Genomic DNA, 14,710 nt, shown 5'->3' with positions numbered 1-14,710 from the left:
AAGTGACTGAGGAGGCTTGGACACGAGCCCGCGGAAAGCGAACGGTAAGCTTCGGAAACCCACGACTTGTTTAAAGTTTCTCAACAACCTTTTCGCTTTTTTCCGTTTTACCCTAAAAAATCTTACAACTTAACAATCGTTCTTCCTAAATGCTGCCCATTTTTAATGGCATCAATCGTGTGAGACAATTCTTCAAGCGTTACTTCGTCAGTTAACGTCGTTTGGGCGATATTCCATTCGTTGGCCATCTTCTCCCAAATATCTCCACGCTTATGGATCGGTACATTGACCGAATCGATTCCGAATAAGCTTACACCTCTAAGAATGAATGGCAATACGGTTGTCGTCACCTGAAGACCGCCGGCGTTGCCACACATGCTCATACTGCCGTCGTAAGCAAGTTGAGGAATCAATACAGAAGTCACATCTCCGCCGACCGTGTCCACGACGTAATCGAATCGGGTCTTGTTTAATGGCTTTTTCAATTCCCCTAGCTCATCTGCAAAAACGACATTTGTTGCACCAAGTGATTTTGCGACTTCGACTTGGTTTTCTTTACGAACGAGTGCGGAAATGTTTTGGAAGCCCATTTTCGATAAGATTTGGAGCGCGATACTGCCGACTCCGCCTGTTGCACCGGTAACTAAGATCTGGGGATTGTTCGCCGCATCCATACCGTTTTGTTCTAAGGCGCCGATAGAAAGTGCTGCAGTAAATCCAGCTGTTCCAAATACCATAGCGTCCTTCAAGCTCAAGTTACTAGGCAACGGGACGATCCAGTCTGCAGGAACACGTGCGTATTCCGAGAAGCCTCCTGTATGGCTCATGCCCATCGCAAAGCCTGTGACAATGACTTCTTGTCCTTCTGTGAAGCGTGAATCCGTTGACTCAACGATCGTTCCGCTCAAATCGATTCCAGGTATCATCGGATAATTGCGGATAACTCCGGTGTTTTTCTGAACAGCTAACATATCTTTATAATTGATTGAGGAATAGGCAACTTTGATTAAGACTTCGCCTTCTGAAAGTTCATCGATCGTGACCTCTTCTAAACCATACGTAACTTGGTCATCTTGTTCGTTAACTCGAATCGCTTTGAAAAGATCCATAAATAATTGCCCCTCTCTATTTGTTGTTTCTGCAGAATAGTTCTGTGACAAAAATATTTGAATACAAAACCTAACATGATAAGATGGATACTGTCAATATGGAGGAGATCAGATGGAATTAAATAACTGCATCAACTACTTGCTGAGTATTAGCCAAAACAAAGTGTTTAAACACCTTAGCAAGCTATTAGAAGAATACGACTTAACACCCGCTCAATATGGGGTATTAAATTGTCTATGGAGAGAAGGCGAGTTATCTCCTAAACAAATTGGTGCCATGATTCATTTAGAAGCTTCGACAGTGTCTGGAATTTTAGATAAGATGCAAAAGGCAGGCTTTATTGAACGTTCGATAGATCCTGAAAACCGCAGAAACATTTTAGTGGTCACCACCAAAAAGTCAGTAGCGATTCAAAAAGACGTGGAAGCGACGACTGAAAGATTAAATCAGACGGTCTTGCAAGATATGTCAGATAGCGAAAAAGAAGTTTTAAAGAAATCACTAGAAACCATCATACAATCTGAGTTTGATTGACTGCTAAAGAGCTGCCGAATCGAGGGATTCGGCAGCTCTTTTTTTATCGTAATTTTCTTTTCAAACTCAGCTGTTTTTTCTTTTTCTTTTCTGAAACAAGCGGTTTTGGTGCTGGGTTGTAATCATCAGCGTACAGTCCAGTATAAGTTTGGTACCAATTGAACAGGTGACTCAAAATCACTTTAAGGACAGCATAAGCTGGGATTCCGAGAATAACACCGGGAATACCAAAGAGGTTACCCGCGGTCAGCAGGACAGCAATGATGGTGATTGGATGGATTTGCAGATTACTGCCGAGAATAAGCGGCTGAATGACGCGCCCTTCTAATGTCTGCTCGATAAAGAAGACGATCAGTACTTTAACGAGCATAAAAGGCGAATGGACGACGATGGCAATAATGACGATGGGAACGAAAGCGATAAAGGAGCCTAAAAACGGAATCAGGTTTAAAACTCCTGCCAATATTCCGAGCGTCAGTGCGTATTTGAGCCCAATGATACTAAAGCCAATCCAGAACATTAGCCCGACAAAAAAGGCGACGAGCAGCTGCCCCCGGATATATTGGCTAATCTGCAAGTTCATTTCGCGCAGCAACAGGTAGCTTTGTTCGCGCATGTTCGAAGGCACAAGCTTCATGATGTGATAAGGCAGATGATGGCCATCCTTCAGCAAATAGAAAAGAATGAAAGGCGTCGTAATGATGGCAAGTAGGGTCGTTGACAAGACACCAAAGACACTGCCAATGCCAGTAACAGTCGTGCCGACGACATTATCCGCCTGATCCGTGATGGATGTGGATAAGCTGTCTGTACCTCCGGTTAGCTGCGTTTGCAGCTGTGATAGCAAATTGCTTTGGAAAAAGCTATCGATTTGAGAAACAAAGCTGTTCAAGTAGTCTTGCCAGTTTTCCAATAAGCTCATTGTCTGTTCTCGGATAATCGGGATCAACGTGGCAATGCCCCAAGCGAGCAACCCAGCAATCACGACAAAGACGATTAAAATACTAGCTGAGCGTGGAAATTTCTTCATTTCCATCCAATCGACGAGTGGATTTAGCAAATAATACAAGACACCCGCCATGATTAGCGGCAGCCCCATGACGTCGAAAAAAGCAATAAATGGTTGGAAGATGAAGCTGACTTTAGGCAGTAATAGTAAATTTAATAAGATCAATAAAACAATGATCAGTATGGATACCGCTTTGTTATTCAGCACCCATTTCGCAAACCAGGATGCTGCATGGCTTAAGGCATTTTTGTTTTTATCCTGCTCCATCATGTCCCCCTCTTTCTCATCAAGCTGTTTTGCGATAATGTCCACATATAAGTCTAAAATACCCGTATCATGGAATTTTCACACCAGCTCAAATGTTTTCTTCTACTCTTCTATATAGAGTGGAATTTCCCTCTACTAATTCTTTTTTATCCACATGTGGATAAGTAGTAAAGAATGACGAAACGACAAAGTTATCCCCAAATGTGTATGAAACCATCCACATATTCAAGGTTGCACTTAATAAATGAGCAATTTTTCAATTCTTACTCTTTATTAAAGGATAGATTGTGGGTAACTAAGATTCAGTCCATACAATCCTACTCTTGCTGTCTGAAAAACAGTTGTACATCCAAGTTAAAGAAAAGAATAATCGAAACTTTTATCTGTTTTGTTCGTAGAATAAGAAAGCGATCAGGAGGTACGAGATATGGATACAAGTTTATTGTTTATTTGGCTACTGGTTATTTTCGGTTTTCATTTTTTTAGAATGTTTTTGAAAAAGCGCTTTGGGATTGATAAAGAAGCACAAGCGGGGGTTCCAGTTAATAAATTTGAACGATGGAATGGTTGGTTAACTGTAGCTGCGATCATTGCACTAGCCATAGTGATTCAAGGTTCGCTAGAGAAATTTGCCTTTTGGCTATTTTTGATTTTCTTTATGGGGAGTGTTGCACAAATCTATTTAGAGTGGAAGTATTTAAAAGGATCACGAAAGTATCAGGTGTCACTTCTTTACTTTTCAGTCGTGGCAGTGGCCTTGGTTGCTTTCATTAAGGTTGTGTCATCGCAAGTAAGCTAGTAGTCGAAGAGCTTTCCTGCAGCCTGATTTTTGGAGAGGTAGAGTGAAATGGAGGCGTTGGTTTTAATTGGATTTATCGCTATTATGTTGCTACTTGGCTTATTGCTCAAGCGAATAGAAACAAAGTATGGAGTGAACCGAGCAACAGCTACAAAACCAGTGAAGAAAATCGAACGATGGATAGGGTGGACCATTGTCACGGGTTTGATTGTAATTATGATTTTGTCGGTAAACGGGTTAGCTATTAATTACATAAACGTCTTATTGTTTTTCGGTATAGTGGCACTGCTCCAAACTGTTTTCGAATGGAGTCAGGTTAGGAATACACAACGATCTGTTATCAGCTTAGCTTTAACTATTGTTTTTGTCTTGTCGCTACTTGGATTAGTAGAGGTTGCGCAATGGGCGCTTGCAAATTTGTAAAAGAGATAGAAAAGATATCTCGCTTTATCCTTCACCTTGCCAGGGACAGCATTCTGATAAAAGCATTCCGCTAAGGGAATGCTTTTTTCATTAGGTCTACTTATCCAATACTACTGAACCGTCATAAATTTTGCCATGAAGTTTAGCCAGTTCACCAGCCATGATTTCGGGGGAATCTTCGAAATCATGTTTGATCCAATACAGGAAAAAACCCAGGCTGCCGTAAGTCATGAAGTAATTGAGCGTTGGGATTTCCAAATCGCTTTTTTCTTCTAGCTGTAGCTCGGTGGCGGCTATCTGAACGAGGCTTTCGCAAAACTGGTTTTGTGAACCGGGAAGTACTTCTCCTTTAATAATCAGTTGAAAGATAAACTGGTTTTGATAAATATATTCGAAAATTGGCAAGTGGCGCTGGACATCTGTCGAAGAAAAGCGTTTCAGGTCTTGAAAGCTTTTCCGGAAATAACTCGCGAGACCACTCAAATGATCGTCGACGATGGCCGCAAGCAACTCGTTCAGATCTTTGTAATGAGAGTAGAACGTGACGCGGTTACAACCTGCCTGTTTCGCGACTTCCGTAATGGTCAATTCGTGCAAGCTTTTTACTTCCAATAGCTTTAATAGCGCCGTTTTTAGCTTTTTGTGTGTCCGCACGATGCGGCGATCTTCTATGCTGTTCACTTTATTTTCCTCCCCTTGTGTCTAGAAAATGGACAAGTTTATGAATTAAGTATGACATGGAATCTTTTTATTGGACAAACAAGATATTTGTCTGTTAACTTACAAGTGTAGTTTAAATATAAATCGATTTCCAGTAAAATCATAGAAGGAATAGAAAATGGCACGTTTAGAAAGCAAAGTAGCAATTATTACGGGTGCGGCACAAGGAATGGGTGCATCACATGCGAAGAAATTCATCGAAGAAGGCGCGAAAGTGGTCATCACGGACTTAAACGTAGAAAAAGGCGAAGCTGTAGCAAAAGAACTTGGAGACAATGCAGTATTCGTTAAATAAAATGTAACGAACGCTGAAGATTGGGAAAAAGTTGTAACAGAAACTGAAAAAGCATTCGGTCAAGTAGATGTATTGGTCAACAACGCCGGCATCACGATGGCGAAATCAATTTTACAAACAACTGAAGAAGAATATCGCCGCATTGTGGACATTAACCAAGTATCCGTATTCCTTGGAATGAAGACAGTGATTCCAGCTATGCAAAAAGCTGGCGGCGGTTCAATCGTCAGTATTTCGTCTATGAACGGTTTGGTAGGTGGAGCAATCGGTTACACAGATACAAAATTCGCAGTTCGCGGCATGACGAAAGCAGCAGCACTTGAATGCGCAAACTATGGCATCCGTGTAAACTCTGTACACCCAGGCGTTATCGCAACTCCAATGGTTGTTCAAGAAGATACGAAAGCAGCTGTTGAAGCATTCTCGAAAACAATTCCGATGAAACGCGTTGCACAATCTGAAGAAGTTTCTAACATGGTCTTGTTCTTAGCTTCTGACGATGCTAGCTACTCTATAGGTTCAGAGTATGTCGTTGATGGTGGATTAACAGCTCAGTAAAACAAAAAAACCGTTACGCTGATTTCAGCGTAACGGTTTTTTAGTGTTTTGAATTTTTATTCATAAACAACACGAGTAAGGGTCCAAGAATCGGAATCCAAGCGAGTGACTTGAGCTTGGCATCTGGATAAAAGCGGTAAACGGTATAGACAGATAAGCCCCATAGGACGAACCAGTCGACGGTCATAACTGACACAAGACCTGATGCGAAGAATGCTTCTTGGTAAGCAGCGAGCGAAAATCCTTGCAATAAAGTTAGTGCATTGATGACCCAGAATAGCATTAAAACAATTAGCCAAAAGCGTGAGCTGAGAAAGCGGACAAGCCAAGCAGGCGTTCGGATTCCTCTATCTGCTTGGCGACTGCCAAACGCAAAATAAGGAAGAAGTGAAAAAGCACCGACTCCAAAAGACAGCAGCGCAAACGGCCACGCCGGCCATTTTTGCCGGTCATTGAGCAACAGTACCGTTACAAACATTAACGGGAACAAGCCAAGCGAATTAAACACAGCGAGTACGAGTGGATCGATGGCACCAAGGTCACCACTGAAGATGCTCGACAAGATCGGGTCCGTTTCGCCGCCAGGTGCGAGAAACACAGCATAGCTGATTAATAATAGCCAGACAATCAAAAAAATCACGGTCAACACTCCTTCTGTAGCGTCAGCTATTAAGCTAGTTGTTCCCTAAAAAAGATGTAGGCAAACGAACAAGTGGATTAGCTGACATGGAAAAAAACCATAAGGGGAAACAAAGCGAGAATTAGTAGGCTTCTGACTTTGCTAGATTTCCACGTAACGATGCTTGAACCAATTCCGCCTACAATCAGTAAAACAAGACCAATTGTTTTTATCATGGGAACAGAAAAGGTGTCACTGAATTCGATGAGAAAAGCCCCTAAAGCAAAAGAGCCCATACTTAGCAGAAATTTTGGTGATGCAAAATCGGACTTTACGGATTGTTGATCAGCCGCGTTCATTTTGAAATAAGCCCACGTCATCATTGCGACTGGTACACCAAACGCAATGAGAAAAGTGATAAGTGAATCTGTATCAGTGTTCAATGGAAGTGCCTCCAATCGTAGGTCTTCATATTGTTACTTGTAGTTGAAAAGAATTAATATCGACCGAAGAAGGTGAATACCTCTCTTTTGTAGAACTTTATCAGTCAAAGGAGTTCTTGCCTATGAAGATGGTAACATTTAGCGGCTTAATTTTTCTTTTAGTCTTTTATTTTCTTTTCACGAATTTCTATTTAAAGAAACATCGTGGAATAAAAAGAACTTCAAAAAGCATTTTTCACGAAGATAAAAATCGGTATGGAATCATTCTGCAAGGAATCATTCTTGTAGGGTTTGTTTACGCATTAATGTACATATTTGTAGAACTAGATATCTCGGAGCTTTCGCTCGCTACACAGTTGAGTCCAATCGCTGGGCTGTTTGTTTCCCAAAAATTCTTCACAGGACTTGAGGAGTGGATCTTGCACCGAGACAAAGAGCGGTATTGGTATGAATGGTCCGAAACTGTACTGACTTTATTAGTATTTGGGTTATTCATTATGATGGAAGGATGAACAGTATGACTGAATTAACGAAAAAACGAATGAAGGCCATATTGATTGATAACGCGATTTCTACATCGGTATCGTTTGCGGTAGAGCCCTTGTTAAAAGGGAAAGTGAAAAGCTGTTTTGTTTATCCGTTGGTGTCGCCGACCGTAATTTTCTGGGGCTTGGAATATGCCCAGCTACGGCTCAACGGCCAGACAATTGGACAGAAAATGATGAGCATCGAGGTACAGAAAGAAGACGGTGGTGAGCTGCCCCCCGAACAGATTCTGAAACGCGTTGTGCACCGTAATATTGTCAGCCCCTTCGTGTATTTGAAAGATCGTGCCCAGTATGACGCCTACGAAGGCGAGAAATTCCCGCACGATTTGTATTCGCATACAGTGGTGAAAGAAGTGAAAAATAATAAGTTCTAATTATTCGACTTTCCAACATAATGGAAAGTCATTTTTTGTTTATAACAGTTTACGGTTCCAGTTTTCTTAGAAAAGATTGGACTGACTGTATAGTGCATAGAACGAATAGGCGAGTATGAGTAATCCAAATCCGATGTTGATCTTTTTTGTTTTTTCATTGTCGTTTTTTAAAATGATGAAAAAGATACCGATGAAAAAGAAGTCAATAAACCAACCAATACCGATTTGGAAAAAGGCTAACATAAAACCAAAAGAGCCATAAGCTGAAGTGCTTTTGCAGCGTTAATAATTTGATAAAGTTACCTCGTATCCTTTATTAACAAAGGTCAATTCTGTTTTATTAAAAGAACCAATTTGCTAATTGAAAAAGTCCCGTTAACAGGAGCACTTCAAAAATCATAATAACTGAGAACCGTTTTCCTTTCTCAAAAAAAGATTTGATCACTACGAAAATAATTGCTACACAAAAAATGCCAAAAAGTATATGCCAATCCATATTCAAGACAGTTTCCTCTTTTCAAGTAGTAACAATCTAGTCGCAGCTGTTTATTCAATAAAAAATTCTTCCGTTGTAACATCATTTTTAATTTCCTCAACTAATTCTTCGTTTCCATCCAGAAAATCGGTGTTTGTCAATATAGTTGTCGCATCTCTCTGTTTTCGAAAACTGCTATTTATTCCTTCTGCCGTTGAAGCAACTGATCCGTCCGCGCCTTCTCTTTCATCGGATTCAATGCGACGGATTCATGCGGTTGCCAATTTCTTGTCGTTCTTGCCCACCGTTCCGGCCGATTTTGTTTCGCTTGTATGTAAACTTCATGCCGATTTTTCAGTACTTCCACGTGAACACCCGTGTGACGCTGTTCTGGCGTCACAAAGTTAATACTGCTGTGCTGATGCTCATGCGTATGCCAGTGGACGAACCGAGTGGTCCATTCCCGTGCCTCTTCAAGAGAGGCAAATCCGTCAACCGGAAACTCTGGCCGGTATTTAAGTGTCCGAAAAATGGCTTCCGAATACGGATTGTCGTTACTGACGCGCGGTCTGGAGTATGAACTTTGAATCCCCAGTTTCTCAAGCAACGTCTGGAACGTCGCGGCTTTCATCGGGCTGCCGTTATCGGAATGCAGTACCAGTGGCGCTCCGTGTATTTTTTCGCTGACGACGGTTTTTCTGATCAGATCGGCCGCATGATTGGCATCTTCCATTTCCCAGACTTCCCAGCCGACAATCTTTCGACTAAACAGGTCAATGATCAAATAGAGTCGATAGTAAAGCCCTTTCACCGGACCTTTCAGCCACGTGATATCCCACGTCCAGACCTGGTTCGGATCCGTCGCCAAATAGCTCTCCGGCAACTTCGCTTTCGGGCGTTTGCTTTGACCGCGGTGCTGTTGCATCTGTTCTTGGCGCAAGATACGGTACATCGTCGATTCAGAGGCGATGTAGATGGACCGATCGGCGAGCTTCGGCACAATCTGGGAAGGAGGCAAGTCCACAAATTCTTCTTTCTTAACGATTTGCAGCACTTCTTGTCGCTCTTCTTCACTCAGTTTATTTTGAGGCACAGGTCGCTCGGCGTGGGGGCGTTGATCTTCTTTCACTTCGCCACCGGAGACCCACCGTTCATACGTGCGGACATTGATATTCAATTCCTGACAGGCACGGGCCAAGCGGGCCCCGTTGCGGTTCGCTTCTTGGATGAGTTCAACCGCACGTCGGCGATCTGGCGGGCGGATCATTCGTCCTCTGGATCCCCCCAAATCGCTCGGGCCTTTTTTCGCAGAAGCAATAACGCCGCAGCTTCAGCCAGCGCCTTCTCTTTTTTTCGCAGATCTTTTTCCACTTCAGCTGTCCGCCGTTTTTCTTCCTTCAGTTCCTGAGAAAGCCGTTTGGTCTGGTTGATTTCACCAGTGTTGGCCCCTAGACAACTGATGCGCCAAGCATCAATCTGTTCTTTGTACAATCCCTTTTTCCGGCAGTATTCCGCGAGTTCCGTTTGCGTCATTGCGTAGGTTTCCAGCACCACCAGAAACTTATCTTCACTGTTCCAGCGTTCGGATGCTTGGTCATTTCCCGGTGTCGCTTGTCCGGCACTGCGTGCTTGTTTTCGCCATTTATAAAGTGTTTGTTTGGAAATTCCGAGATCTTCCGTGATGCTTTTAACGGATTCGTTTTGAGGGGGCATCATCCGTTTCAAGATAGCGTCCTTCTGTTCTTTCGTATAACGCGTTCTATTTTCACTCGTCATGTCGCACAACCTCCATCTAATAATTAAAGTATAACAGGAGAGTTTCGTACGACAACCAGCCTAACACAGGGGGAAATTAAGATTGGAGGCTATTGTGTCCTTTTCTAACTCTTGAGGGAAAAACCAGACAATGACATCTTCGACATCGTCGTTAGAAATATAGTCTGTCAATGGATAAACTGCTAACACGTCTTCAAGTTCTGGATACCCTGAACCTGCTAAGTATTTCACCTCTTCATTTTTAACGAGACCATAAGTATACTCCCAATTCTCAGATGCGTTTAGAAATGCAATTGTATGGTTTAGATTTACATCAAACACATTCAGGTTGGTAGGAAAAACTTCGAAGTCTGTGTAAAATATGTTAAACAAGAAGCGGCGCTCGGTAATCATGAGTGCAACGGAAAGCGCCCCGTTTTCATCTATTAGGATTACTTGCTCTTCATCCACCATCGGAATAAGTGTGGCATCTGTTGATTGCCGCAACTCTTCGAATGCACCCTCTGGAGTGGTATGGTATGCGGTCACAAGATAGACAGTAAGGATTGTTGCGGCAACCCCGATAATCCATAAAAGAATTTCCTTCATGTTCTGCCTCCATCATTCGGATAGACCTAGGTTAAATCGTACGTTGGGTCTACTGTAGTTTAATAGTCCTGGGTTGATTAGTCTATGTTTATTCGTAATGAATATAAATCATTTTCTTCCACACTTTGTTCTCTACCGCTATATAATGAAAGAAAAATCGGAAGGGTGATCGACATGAAGCTGTACAAGGAACTGGCGGAATGGTGGCCGTTGATGTCGCCGCATACGGAATACGAGGAAGAGGCCTATCTTTTCTTGAAAATTATCGAGCACTATCATCCCGCTATCAAGACAGCGCTAGAATTCGGTTCTGGAGGCGGCAGCAACGCTTTTTACTTGAAAAAGCATTTTTCGATGACCTTGACAGATTTGTCGCTGGACATGCTGAAAGTCAGCCGTGAGTTGAATCCAGATTGTCTACACATGCAAGGAGATATGCGGAAGATTGATGTTGGAACCGAGTTTGACTTGGTGTTCATCCACGATGCGATTTCCTACTTCACCGATAAAGCTGATTTGCTGGCGGTCATGAACAATGCGAAAAAGCATTTGAAACCGGAAGGCCTGCTGTTCATTATGCCGGATCAGTATAAGGAAACCTTTGAACCGCGGACAAGCCACGGAGGGATTGACAAGAACGGACGAGGCATGCGTTATTTGGAATGGAGCTATGACAGCGATCCGGAAGATGGGGTGACGGAGACGGAATATGCCTACGTCATGCGCGACAGAGATGGACGGATTACCCATGAGCATGACAGCGATAAAGCCGGTTTGTTTTCCATGCCGGAATGGGAGGGACTGCTCGCAGAAGCGGGATTCCAGGCTCATTTTGAACGAGTGGCGTTTTCGAAAGAGCCGGGAACTTATTTTGGCATTGCCGCGACGCAGCTGAATTAAAAGAAGAAGGGAGCGGTTCCAGGATTGTTTTGGAAATTGCTCTTTTTTGTTGGCTTGGTATATTAGTTTTGGTGCCTCATTCTTCGGACTATGCTGTGAAGTAGTGAACAATAGGAAGGGATGATAATGGACATGGAACAATACCGCATCAACCCGGACAAAGGGATGGAGTTTGGCATTTATACATTGGGGGATCATCTCCCAGATCCACTTACAGGACAACGGATTTCGGCAGGAGAGCGAATTCAAGAAATCATCGGCCTCGCGCAGTTGGCAGATCAGGCGGGACTCGATTGTTTCAGCGTTGGGGAGAGTCATCAGGAATATTTCACGACCCAGGCGCATACAGTCGTGCTGGCAGCGATTGCGTAGGCGACACAAAACATTAAGATTTCCAGCTCTTCTACCATCATCAGCACGTCAGATCCGGTGCGTGTTTTCGAAGATTTTGCTACCATCGATTTGATTTCGAATGGCTGTGCAGAAATCATCGCCGGGCGAGCATCGCGTGTCGGTTTGTTCGAATTGCTCGGCTACGATATCCGTTATGATGAGGAATTGTATGAAGAGAAATTTGAGTTGTTGCTGCAAATTAACAGACAGGAAACAGTGGACTGGAGCGGCCGATTCCGTGCACCGCTGCGGGACGCACGAGTCATTCCACGTCCGCAGGCGGGATCGCTTCCGATTTGGCGCGCGGTTGGTGGTCATCCAGCAAGTGCCATCAAAGCAGGTCATGCCGGCGTACCAATGATGCTCGCGACACTTGGAGGTCCTGTAGAAACCTTTAAGCACACCATTGATGTCTACCGCGAAGCAGCCGAGGAAAGTGGCTTTACCCCTTTGGAGTTACCAGTGGCGATGGCTGGATTTTTCAATGTTGCTGAAACGACACAACAAGCAATGGAAGAAGTTGATCCACATGAGGACAAAGGAATGCAGAAAACCAATGGTCGAGGTTATCCACAAAATGCTTTTATGCACGGTGCTGAAATGGACAGCGTTATGAACATCGGCAGTCCCCAGCAAATCATTGAAAAAATTCTTTATCAACACGAATTATATGGACATCAACGCTATATCGCCCAAATGGATTTTGGTGGCGTACCTATCGACCGCTTAAAGCGCAATATCGACTTAATCGGTACAGAAATTCTGCCAGAAATTAGGAAGTATACGGTGAAAAAATAACCAAAAAAGATGGTCCTGGCATTTAACCAGAATCATCTTTTTCGGTTATTGCTGATTTACTTTTAAAGCAGATACAAAATCCAGAAGATCCTTCAAAGGCACATCCGCCATCGAATCTAACCGGTGCTCAACATTCCCGAACTCCATTGTACTCGTTATCTTGTTCGGCACAACCACACAACTCATACCGGCTCGCTTAGCCGCCGTTGCGCCATGAGCAGAATCTTCAAAAACAAGACATGCTTCAGGAGACAAATCCAAACACTTAGCCGCTTGAAGATACAATGCGGGATCGGGCTTCACTTTTTCGACATGGTCTGAAGTTCGGATGCAATGGAAATGATCAAACAGTTCTAGATTTTTCAAATGACCTGAAACCCAGCGATAACTAGAACTCGATGCCAAGCCAACTTTCAAATCCAGCTCCTGTGCCATCTGCAAATACTCAACTACGCCATCGCGTGGTTTTTCCTGCGACAAAACCGAAAGAAACTTTTCTTTATATTGTTTATTGAGCAACTCATGTTCAACCGGCTTGCCAATTTGCTGCTCCATATAATGAAATGGTGAAAAACCACCATCTGTACCGACTTCATTTTGCCACAGCGCGAGTGGCAGCTCGCTGTCATACTGACCGAACATTTCTTGGAGAATGTGATATTGGTGCGTTTCTGTATCAAAAATCAATCCGTCAAAATCAAATATAATTCCGTTTATCATAAGGCACGTCCTTTGCTGCTTAAATGAATAAGCTTAACTGTGAAATTAATCCTACGTAGTCTTGTCGCAAAGCCCGTGAACACATTGTCGTTAAAAAATACCTGAAATACAGTATTCACAATTCTATAGTGATTCAATGATATAAAGCAAAATAACGGAGACTCCCGCGGGATAGCGAGACCCTGGTAGCTGGAAGAGCGACGCCCTGTCACGCCAGCTGCATGACCCGCGTCGTGCGGGCCCGAAAGCGCAGTTGTTTTGCAGAATATCAATTACAGAATAGGGCTCATTTTCACTCATTCACGTCAGCAACTTTGTCACTTCACGTGAAATGGCGTGTGTATTGATTGCTGATTCGAGCTGTCCATTTTTCACGCAGTCGATAAATTCGGCTAGCTCGTAATACATCGAATCGAATTCGTGTACGACAGACAAATCTTCTGTCTCGCCACCTCTGTATTTAATCGTGATAAGTTTAGGGTCGCTGATGCGGTCGATTTCAATAATCCCGTTCTCACCTTGAATTTCACTTGGCATAAACGAATCCGAAATCTTCGAGTACATAATGACTGCTTCTATTCCGGCATAATTCAAAATCATGCTGCCTTGTCCATCGGCACCTGTCGACAATAAAAAGTTATTCTTCATGGCTGATTCGGGGGTGCCTGCCAAATGGATGATGGGTGCAATGCAGTAAACGCCTAAATCCATTTTAGCACCATTGCCGAGCTCAGGTTTAAAGGCATTTTCAATGACACCATTCTTATAATTATCATAGCGTGAAGAATATTGATTATAATGAAAGACAAAACGGCGGATCGGCCCGATTTTATCCATATTCTTTTTCAAATTCAAGAAAGACGGAACAACCGTCGATTTCATTGCTTCCATATAAGTTGCTTTATGAGTCTGCGAAGCTCCAATGACCTGGTCCATTTCCTCAACGGACGTAACGGCAGGCTTTTCGCACAGAACATGAATGCCATGTTCCATGGCCAGTATGCTTTGCTGGGCATGGAAGGCATTGGGAGATGCGATATAAACCGCATCGATATGGCCGCTTTTGAACATAGCTTTCATATCGGTATAGACATTTTGGACTTCGTACTTAGTCGCAAATGCGCTAGCGTTCTCCATCGTACGGGAATAAACTGCGCCAATCGTGAATTCAGGATGTTCTTTGGCCGCTTTTATAAACCGATCAGTAATCCAATTTGTTCCGATAATGCCAAATCTCATTCCAATTCCTCCTAAAGAAAAGTGATTATAGTTTTCTTAACCTCTATTCTAACCTAGATTTTAAAAAAGAGAGAAATTAGTCTTTTCTTCTGTGCAATTCAAAAACACCTTCCAACTCGGGA

At 43.1% G+C, this 14,710-nt stretch carries 16 protein-coding genes and 2 pseudogenes; 8 read left to right on the top strand and 10 right to left on the bottom strand.

The annotated features are described in order from the left end of the window. Positions 1-122: 122 nt before the first annotated feature. Positions 123-1,109, bottom strand: a complete 987-nt coding sequence (locus BBH88_RS16545; RefSeq protein ID WP_065536465.1) for a YhdH/YhfP family quinone oxidoreductase — start codon at positions 1,107-1,109, stop codon at positions 123-125. A gap of 112 nt (positions 1,110-1,221) precedes the next feature. On the opposite strand from BBH88_RS16545, the gene BBH88_RS16540 reads away from it, so the two are divergent. Beyond that, positions 1,222-1,644 carry a MarR family winged helix-turn-helix transcriptional regulator gene (locus tag BBH88_RS16540; protein WP_065536466.1) on the top strand — a complete coding sequence of 141 codons (423 nt, stop codon included), beginning with the start codon at positions 1,222-1,224 and terminating at the stop codon, positions 1,642-1,644. Between the two features lie 43 nt (positions 1,645-1,687). Here BBH88_RS16540 and BBH88_RS16535 read toward each other — a convergent pair whose 3' ends face one another. Further along, the gene (locus BBH88_RS16535; RefSeq protein WP_238323346.1) at positions 1,688-2,923 is read right to left on the bottom strand and encodes an AI-2E family transporter; all 1,236 of its coding nucleotides are present in this window, start codon (positions 2,921-2,923) and stop codon (positions 1,688-1,690) included. 424 nt (positions 2,924-3,347) lie between these two features. Between BBH88_RS16535 and BBH88_RS16530 the strand changes: the two genes are divergently transcribed. Continuing rightward, the gene (locus BBH88_RS16530; protein WP_065536468.1) at positions 3,348-3,719 is read left to right on the top strand and encodes a DUF4181 domain-containing protein; all 372 of its coding nucleotides are present in this window, start codon (positions 3,348-3,350) and stop codon (positions 3,717-3,719) included. Positions 3,720-3,767: 48 nt separating this feature from the next. Further along, the gene (locus BBH88_RS16525) at positions 3,768-4,142 is read left to right on the top strand and encodes a DUF4181 domain-containing protein (RefSeq protein ID WP_065536469.1); all 375 of its coding nucleotides are present in this window, start codon (positions 3,768-3,770) and stop codon (positions 4,140-4,142) included. Between the two features lie 96 nt (positions 4,143-4,238). Here BBH88_RS16525 and BBH88_RS16520 read toward each other — a convergent pair whose 3' ends face one another. After that, the gene (locus tag BBH88_RS16520) at positions 4,239-4,823 is read right to left on the bottom strand and encodes a TetR/AcrR family transcriptional regulator (protein WP_065536470.1); all 585 of its coding nucleotides are present in this window, start codon (positions 4,821-4,823) and stop codon (positions 4,239-4,241) included. Between the two features lie 157 nt (positions 4,824-4,980). On the opposite strand from BBH88_RS16520, the pseudogene BBH88_RS16515 reads away from it, so the two are divergent. Beyond that, positions 4,981-5,715 (top strand): annotated as a pseudogene (locus tag BBH88_RS16515) (glucose 1-dehydrogenase). Between the two features lie 40 nt (positions 5,716-5,755). Here BBH88_RS16515 and BBH88_RS16510 read toward each other — a convergent pair. Next, entirely contained in the window at positions 5,756-6,355 is a 600-nt protein-coding gene (locus BBH88_RS16510; protein WP_065536471.1) for a hypothetical protein, read from the bottom strand. A 77-nt stretch (positions 6,356-6,432) separates the two neighbouring features. After that, complete coding sequence (locus BBH88_RS16505) at positions 6,433-6,777, bottom strand: hypothetical protein (RefSeq protein WP_065536472.1); 345 nt, start codon at positions 6,775-6,777, stop codon at positions 6,433-6,435. Positions 6,778-6,899: 122 nt separating this feature from the next. Here BBH88_RS16505 and BBH88_RS16500 point away from each other — a divergent pair, with 122 nt between their 5' ends. Both BBH88_RS16500 and BBH88_RS16495 read left to right on the top strand, forming a co-directional pair. Next, positions 6,900-7,289, top strand: coding sequence for a DUF4181 domain-containing protein (locus tag BBH88_RS16500; RefSeq protein WP_065536473.1), 390 nt, complete (start codon positions 6,900-6,902; stop codon positions 7,287-7,289). A 5-nt stretch (positions 7,290-7,294) separates the two neighbouring features. Next, on the top strand, positions 7,295-7,699 hold the full coding sequence (locus tag BBH88_RS16495; protein ID WP_065536474.1) for an RDD family protein: 405 nt from the start codon (positions 7,295-7,297) through the stop codon (positions 7,697-7,699). A 674-nt stretch (positions 7,700-8,373) separates the two neighbouring features. Here the strand turns inward: BBH88_RS16495 and BBH88_RS16490 are convergent. The 3 genes from BBH88_RS16490 to BBH88_RS16480 are packed head-to-tail and all read right to left on the bottom strand — an operon-like array spanning position 8,374 to position 10,538. Beyond that, entirely contained in the window at positions 8,374-9,441 is a 1,068-nt protein-coding gene (locus tag BBH88_RS16490; RefSeq protein WP_065536475.1) for an IS3 family transposase, read from the bottom strand. Next, a complete protein-coding gene (locus tag BBH88_RS19510; protein WP_065536476.1) occupies positions 9,438-9,950 on the bottom strand; it encodes a transposase in 513 nt (170 codons plus the stop codon). The genes BBH88_RS16490 and BBH88_RS19510 overlap by 4 nt, the downstream gene beginning before the upstream one ends. A gap of 60 nt (positions 9,951-10,010) precedes the next feature. Further along, positions 10,011-10,538 (bottom strand): hypothetical protein, encoded by a 528-nt coding sequence (locus tag BBH88_RS16480; protein ID WP_065536477.1) that lies wholly within the window; start codon positions 10,536-10,538, stop codon positions 10,011-10,013. Between the two features lie 174 nt (positions 10,539-10,712). Here BBH88_RS16480 and BBH88_RS16475 point away from each other — a divergent pair, with 174 nt between their 5' ends. Together BBH88_RS16475 and BBH88_RS16470 are read left to right on the top strand one after the other, a co-directional pair. Beyond that, on the top strand, positions 10,713-11,438 hold the full coding sequence (locus BBH88_RS16475) for a class I SAM-dependent methyltransferase (RefSeq protein ID WP_065536478.1): 726 nt from the start codon (positions 10,713-10,715) through the stop codon (positions 11,436-11,438). 132 nt (positions 11,439-11,570) lie between these two features. Continuing rightward, positions 11,571-12,629 (top strand): annotated as a pseudogene (locus BBH88_RS16470) (LLM class flavin-dependent oxidoreductase). Positions 12,630-12,674: 45 nt separating this feature from the next. On the opposite strand, the gene BBH88_RS16465 reads toward BBH88_RS16470, so the two are convergent. After that, positions 12,675-13,349 (bottom strand): HAD family hydrolase, encoded by a 675-nt coding sequence (locus BBH88_RS16465; protein ID WP_006831099.1) that lies wholly within the window; start codon positions 13,347-13,349, stop codon positions 12,675-12,677. Between the two features lie 300 nt (positions 13,350-13,649). Then, a complete protein-coding gene (locus BBH88_RS16460) occupies positions 13,650-14,588 on the bottom strand; it encodes a Gfo/Idh/MocA family protein (RefSeq protein ID WP_006831100.1) in 939 nt (312 codons plus the stop codon). Positions 14,589-14,710 lie beyond the last annotated feature (122 nt).

This window comes from Planococcus antarcticus DSM 14505 (assembly GCF_001687565.2).
Taxonomy (GTDB): domain Bacteria; phylum Bacillota; class Bacilli; order Bacillales_A; family Planococcaceae; genus Planococcus; species Planococcus antarcticus.
Note: the sequence above shows the minus strand (reverse complement) of the source record. Positions and strands in the feature narration are given on the sequence as shown.